This window comes from uncultured Methanobrevibacter sp., from assembly GCF_900316895.1.
In the GTDB taxonomy this organism is placed as follows: Archaea; Methanobacteriota; Methanobacteria; order Methanobacteriales; family Methanobacteriaceae; genus Methanocatella.
Genome location: NZ_ONER01000091.1, coordinates 1 through 6,681 on the forward strand (window position 1 = coordinate 1; position 6,681 = coordinate 6,681).

Below are 6,681 nucleotides of genomic sequence, written 5' to 3' on the forward strand. Positions count from 1 at the left end.
AGGTATGGGTAGAAGAGAAAACTGTCAAAGATGTAATCTCAAAATCCCTTCCAACGCTGACTTAGCTTTAGGTAACTGGGGAGTTATCGGTCCTTTAGCAGGAAAAGCTACTTTTGTTGAAGTATTCTCCGAAGCTGGTGCAGATGTTTTAGGTAAAGTAATTGACGCAGGTTTAATTGCTACCGAAGAACCACTCGAAAAAGGTGTCAAAATCAGAGAAAACATTAACAACTTCATGTTAAAAGAATCCCAAGCTAAAAAAGAAATCGACTACGCAGGCACTACCGGAGACATCATCGATGTATTCTATCAATACGAAGACGAATTCTCCAAATGTATGAAATGTTACGGATGTCGTGAAGCATGTCCATTATGTTTCTGTGAAGACTGCTGTCTCGAAGCTGAAGGTCCTGAATGGGTACCTGGTGGATACACTCCTGCTGCTCCATTCTTCCACTTAACACGTTTAGTACACATGGTTGACGCATGTACCAACTGTGGATGTTCCGAAGTATGTCCATGTGAAATCCCTGTAGCTAAAGTATGGAGTACTGTAAACAACAAAGTAAGAGAAGTCTACGGATACATCCCAGGTATGGGCAGTGACGACCCACTTCCATTTACCGACCACGTATCCAAAGCTAAATGGTTATAGGGTTATCCCTATTACCTTTTTATTTTTTTCTCGTTGGAAATTAACAATGTTATATTGGGGGATACTATGAATAAAAAGATTTTAGTGATTTTAGCTTTTTTTATAGTGATTGCTGGAATGTCAACAGCATGTGCATTCAATATCAATGATGTTTCCAATGTTTTATTTGGTGATCAAAAACAAGGTGTAACTCTCGCTGGAGTCGATTTTAATATTCCGGACGGATTCAGTGAGGTTGAAAACGAATCTGTTTATAACCAAAAGGTTGACAATCCAGTTCTTGATTTAAACTTTTCTTCAAAAGTATATACTAATGTTTCAGGAGATGCAATAATACTTTCCGTCAGCGCATCAAATACTCCTGCCGATGATAATTATGCAAGGGATCTCGCTGGCGATGATGCAAACAAAACAACAATCAACGGTGTCGAAGGATATGAATTCACTGATCCTGGTTTCGATGGATTCAGTTATGTCAAGAATGGCAAATTGGTAGTCCTATCATCAACAGACAAAGAACTGTTTAAAGATGTTATACTAGCTTAATTCTAAGCTATTATTCTTTTTTTTTTTAAGAGTTGAACGGCTCGCGCTTGTTGATTCCATTGATGAATATCTTTTCAAGTTCCTCTTCGCTTTCACCATTTCTCACGTGTGAAATCAACTCGACCAGGTTGTCGTTTCTCAGAAGACATGGCTTGATTTTACCGTCAGGTGTTATCCTTAATCTGGAGCATTTCGCGCAAAATTTAGCGTTATCAACTGGCTTGACTACCTCGATTTCTCCACCGTCTATGTAATATTTTTTACGGCCCTGCATAAATTCACGTTCACGCACATCATCAGCTATATCAGCCAGCTCTTTTTCAACGTCATCTAAATTATAGTGATAGTCCACACTGAACTTGTCGTCATCGCAGTTTTCACTTTCGATGAGTTCAATAAGCTGAAGCACAATGTCATGCTCCTTGCAGAATTCGAACATGTCGTCAATCTCATCCTGGTTGATGCCTTTCATTATTACCATATTGATCTTTACCGGATAGAGTCCAACCTCAACGGCCTTCAGGATTCCGTTTTTGGCATCCTCAAGATAGTCCTTTTTGGTGATGAACTCGAATGTCTCACGGTTGAGGGTATCCAGGCTTACATTGACACGGTCAAGACCGGCATCCTTCAAATCCTGTGCATATTTTTCCAGAAGAATTCCGTTTGTTGTCATTGAGATGTCCTTAAAATCAAGGCTTGCAATCCTTTCGACAATCTCGACGATGTCCTTTTTAAGCAGTGGCTCTCCGCCTGAAAGCCTGATTTTCCTCACGCCAATCTTTTTAGCTATTTTGCAGATTGTATACAGCTCATCTGCGGTCATCTCATCCTTTGATTTTACCATTCCGTCGTGGTGGCAGTACAGGCAGTTCACGTTGCACCTGTTTGTGAGTGTGATTCTCAGTGAAAGGATAGGCCTTTCGTATTTGTCTCTAACTACATTCTCAAGCATTATTGCTCCACCCTTACTGTTATTTTAGAAATTTTCTCGTCGATTCTCAATGAATTGATGGTTGCATATATTGTTTCCTTTAGAATTCCCTGTGTGAATGCATTGAGCTCCACATCATGACCGTTTGTCTTGAGGGCGATGCTTGCATCTTTTAGGTCATCTGCAATGTCTGATATTACAATATCGATTGTTTTAACATTGTCCTCGGTCTTGATGGAGTTAATCATGCCCCTTATTGAATTTGAAACGATAGTTCTGGTGAATTCATTGATTTCAAGGTTCTTGTCATTGATCTTGATTGTGCATTCGGCTTCAATCGGATTTTGGGAAACATTCTCGTTTGGAATGACCAGTTCGATTTTGCCGATGTCCTCAACGTCATAGTCCTTGAGGTTCAATGTGTTTATGACTCCCATTACGCTTTGCTTCAGGTAATCGCTTACAAAATGATTCAGTCCCACAACATGTCCGTCGATTGACAGGTAGCTTAGGGTTTCATCCAGGTCACCGACACTTAAGTTGCCTTTACGGATTTCGGCCGCAATTGCCTCGCCGTTGTTGAATCCGCAGTTGTTTGCAAACAATGTGTCGACGATGTCATGACCCTTTTCCTCTATGAGGTCGGCCAGTTCTTTGACGCCATCGTCGTCAATCGTAAAGGAATCCACTTCCTTTATGGTGTATTCATCGCGAACATCAGGGGATGTGATGATTTTAGGGTAATTGTAACTTTTATATCCTTCAATGATTACAAAATCATATTCGCTGAAGTGCTTTATCAAAAACAGTATCCTGTTCAGGTCCATTTCCTGGCGGGCATTGAAAAATGTGGTTGATCCGACTCCCACTACAAGATTTGCACCGGCCTGCTTGTGCTTCCAGGTGTCAGTATTTTCCTTGTCCATTTCGATGGAGTGGTGCGAATGCTTGACGGAGGCCACATTGTAGCCCCTTCTTGTTAGCTCTTCAATGACTTTGACAGTCAGTGAAGTCTTTCCAGTATTTTTCTTGCCGACTATAGATACTATTTTCATTTTATAATCCCCTATAATATAATAGGTTTTTGTATTAATTATATCTTTTTGATGATGTGCGTTTATTCCACAATTTTTTTTAACATCGCATTGTTTTTACATATATGTGCGGTTACTACACGTCAGATCACATTTTTTTCTCTTCATTATCTTGATGATTTCCTGAAATGAGACAAATTATTACTTGATTTTATTTCTATTGAATTTTTAATATGAATTAAATATTGATAAATATCAATGTTTTTCTGATTACAATTAAATTTTCTTGATGACTATATATTCCTTAAAGAATTCTTAAATCCTATTTATTTTTAATATTATAAAATTCTAATTTGAATTAGGTATTCCTAAATTTAAAATTTATTGTTTTTTTGAAAACACTGAAAAAATAATCGATATGTTTATAAGTACAGTTCGATAAAAATTCTAATTGACATAATTATGTTAATATTTTGAGAGGTATTATTATGGCAGTAAAGATAGATCCTGACGCCTGCGGACATATTGAAAATTGTCCGGTACAGGGGTTATGTGTTAAAATTTGTGAACAAGGTGCGCTTGTTGAGGAAAACGGTGATGTAGCTATTATAGCTGAGAAATGTGATGATTGTGACTTATGTATTCAGAATTGTCCTAATCAAGCAATATCAAAAGCCTAAGAGGGATTGAAATGTTTAATATAGAAAGAAAAGGCAGCGAATATAGGGTATTGTCCTACAAGGATCAAAATTGTGTGGGCTGCGGAATATGCAGCGAAGTGTGTCCTACAGATTCATTGAGATTGGGGCCTACCGTTCCTATTGCACGCGGACTTATAGAGATGGATCTTGTTTCAGTGAATGCTAATTCATGTGCATTTTGCGGATTATGCTCTTCTGCATGTCCGTTCGGCGCTTTAGACTTAACCATCGATAATGTCAGCATCAAGGAATTGGACGTCTATCCTAAATGGAATGTGGAATGCATTGTCAATGATGATGACTGTGTATACTGTGGAAGATGCAATGACGTATGTCCTCAGGATTCAATCATCTTCAAAAGGGAGCTTCCTGACCGCTCCGCACTGGTAAGAGGAGAAATCGACATAGATGATGAAAAATGTATCTACTGTTCATTCTGTGCTGATATGTGTCCTGCTGGAGCAATAACAGTCAAAAACATTCCAAAAGCATCCAATGACGTGGTCAACAATTCAATCGAAGTGGATTTATCCAAATGCATCTTCTGTGGAGTCTGCAAAAGGATATGTCCTGAAAACGCCATTATGGAAGTCTGTTCAACATGCATGTACTCTGATGAGATTGATATTCCTGAAGTCACCGGCGAAACATTCATTGTTGAAAATACATGCGTAAGCTGTTCATGGTGCAGTGAGATATGTCCTAAGGATGCGATTTCAATTACAAAACCGTTTGAAGGTAACCTGGAATTGGTTGAAATCGAAGAGGAAGAAAAGATTTGTAAGGGCGAATCATGCCATGCATGTCAGGACGTATGTCCGTGCAAGGCGGTGGAGATTGTTGAGGGCAAGTCTGTTACTAATCTTGACTTCTGTAACCTGTGCGGCGCCTGCGTAACAGCATGTCCGCAGGATATCAGAGTTGTTTCAAGAACCGCAATGAAACTGGAAAATGTCAACTCCAAGTCATGGAGCGAAATTCTGGATACATTGCTTGTTGGCAAATAAATTTCATAGATATTTGATCTAACCAAAAACCATCACCTATCTAACCCTTTTTTTTAACGTTTTTTGAATGAACCTACTGATGTGTAGTTACTACACATTTTTTTCAAATGACATATTTTTTTTACATTTTCTTGAGGTTTTCAGGCTGTGAAATTCAATGGATTTTTGATGAAATCGTCGAAAAAATATCATTTTTCATCATCACGTAAAAAACCGAAATACTCTCTCATATGTCCTGAATTTCAATGATTCCGATGATTTGCGATTTTGATGTGTAGTAACTACACATTTTAGGCAGACCAAAAAATTTTTTTCTGATTTCCACGATTATGTAATACTTTTTGCCTAAATTATTATTACAATTTTTAAGTAATTTTTTAGTTTTTTACATCAAAATAGGATAAATATCATCTTGTTTCTTATTAAATTCATTAAAAATGTTTTTATATCATAACAAGAATTGTATATCATTATATTTTATGTTTCAGTTAGTCTAAACCAATATCTAAAAGTCAGATTGTGTAGTATTCACACAGTAATATATAAGGATTTCTATTTAATTCTAGTAGGCAACTATATTTATATAGGTAAATATATTTTATATCATTACACATTGGTGGTTCAAAATGCCGAAACATATTGCATCTGGTTTAAAATATTTGGCTGCGGTCAAGTTGAAAGATGCTGGTAAAAGTCATCAAGCAATTGCTGACGAGTTGGGCGTTGATAGGTCTACCATTTCACATTATCTGAATGGCAGAAACCTTTCTTGGAACTCAATTGACGTTGCAAGAACTATCATCGACTTATCTCCCAGAGATTTTTTGCGAATGACCGAGGCAATATTTGACGAGCCGGAACAGAGTCGAAAAATTGTGAATATTTGCCGAGAAAGAAATTTCGAGGTAATAATAGAAGATTCTTGTATTGGTTGCGGCTTATGTGTAAATGCATGCACTATGCACGCTATTAGCTTAGAATCATTGCAGGCGCATGCAGACTCCATACAATGTTGTGGTTGTGAACTTTGTAGTGAAGACTGCCCAACTAATTCAATAAAAATTTTGGAGATTGAATATGATTAGAAATTTAAAAGAGGTTAAAGACAACAACTTTGACATCACAAGAGATGCTGAAGAAGTTAGAAACTTGTCTTTCAATGACTCTACCTGTTTAGGTTGTGGGATTTGTGAATCAACCTGTCCTGTAGAAGCAATTACCTTAAACGCAATTGCTGTGGACGCACGTCACAGAATCTCAAACGACGTATACTTCAGTGGTCATGAAAAGATTGCTCAAAACTTCAAAGAAGACTTTGATGTTCAAAGAATAAGCATTGACGAAAGTAAATGTGTATTATGTGGTATGTGCAGCGGTCTCTGTCCTGTTGATGCATTAGTATTAACTATTGACGGCACTCCAATCAAAGAAATTGAAGCATATCCTCATTATAAGTGATGCAATTGTTATCGAAAGGATTTTACCAAACCGTGCTGACTTAGTAACTGGTGAAATCGAAGTAGATGATGATGAATGTATTTACTGTGGCGTATGTGAAGAATTATGTCCTGCAGAAGCAATCGTCGTTGACAAAGAAACCGGAAAAGAATCCATTGTCATTGATAAAGATAAATGTGTATACTGTTTAGTATGTAAAAAAGCTTGTCCTACTACCGCTATCAAAGCAGTATGTAGATCATGCAGTTACGGAGAATACGACTTAGATCCTGCTAACGCTGTTGTTAAAGGAAACTCAGTCATCGACTCAGAACTCTGTGTATTCTGTGGATGGTGTGAAGGCGTA

At 37.6% G+C, this 6,681-nt stretch carries 7 protein-coding genes and 1 pseudogene; 6 read left to right on the top strand and 2 right to left on the bottom strand.

The features are described from left to right. Both QZN27_RS08570 and QZN27_RS08575 read left to right on the top strand, forming a co-directional pair. On the top strand, positions 1 to 655 hold a 655-nt coding region (locus QZN27_RS08570), incomplete at its 5' end, for a Coenzyme F420 hydrogenase/dehydrogenase, beta subunit C-terminal domain (RefSeq protein ID WP_296786428.1). A gap of 66 nt (positions 656 to 721) precedes the next feature. Beyond that, complete coding sequence (locus QZN27_RS08575) at positions 722 to 1,201, top strand: hypothetical protein (protein WP_296786431.1); 480 nt, start codon at positions 722 to 724, stop codon at positions 1,199 to 1,201. A gap of 25 nt (positions 1,202 to 1,226) precedes the next feature. On the opposite strand, the gene moaA is transcribed toward QZN27_RS08575, so the two are convergent. Both moaA and mobB read right to left on the bottom strand, forming a co-directional pair. Then, a complete protein-coding gene (moaA, locus tag QZN27_RS08580; RefSeq protein ID WP_296786434.1) occupies positions 1,227 to 2,156 on the bottom strand; it encodes a GTP 3',8-cyclase MoaA in 930 nt (309 codons plus the stop codon). Further along, positions 2,156 to 3,190, bottom strand: a complete 1,035-nt coding sequence (gene mobB / locus QZN27_RS08585; protein WP_296786437.1) for a molybdopterin-guanine dinucleotide biosynthesis protein B — start codon at positions 3,188 to 3,190, stop codon at positions 2,156 to 2,158. Before mobB ends, moaA begins: the two co-directional genes overlap by 1 nt. A 467-nt stretch (positions 3,191 to 3,657) precedes the next feature. Here mobB and QZN27_RS08590 point away from each other — a divergent pair, with 467 nt between their 5' ends. The 4 genes and pseudogenes from QZN27_RS08590 to QZN27_RS09955 all read left to right on the top strand — a co-directional run. Beyond that, complete coding sequence (locus QZN27_RS08590; protein ID WP_296786441.1) at positions 3,658 to 3,849, top strand: 4Fe-4S binding protein; 192 nt, start codon at positions 3,658 to 3,660, stop codon at positions 3,847 to 3,849. Positions 3,850 to 3,860: 11 nt separating this feature from the next. After that, positions 3,861 to 4,877 (top strand): tungsten-dependent formylmethanofuran dehydrogenase subunit FwdF, encoded by a 1,017-nt coding sequence (fwdF, locus tag QZN27_RS08595; protein ID WP_296786444.1) that lies wholly within the window; start codon positions 3,861 to 3,863, stop codon positions 4,875 to 4,877. Between the two features lie 626 nt (positions 4,878 to 5,503). Continuing rightward, positions 5,504 to 5,962 carry a 4Fe-4S binding protein gene (locus QZN27_RS08600; protein ID WP_296786446.1) on the top strand — a complete coding sequence of 153 codons (459 nt, stop codon included), beginning with the start codon at positions 5,504 to 5,506 and terminating at the stop codon, positions 5,960 to 5,962. After that, positions 5,955 to 6,681, top strand: a pseudogene (locus tag QZN27_RS09955) (4Fe-4S binding protein); the annotation flags it as partial. The gene QZN27_RS08600 and the pseudogene QZN27_RS09955, both read left to right, overlap by 8 nt.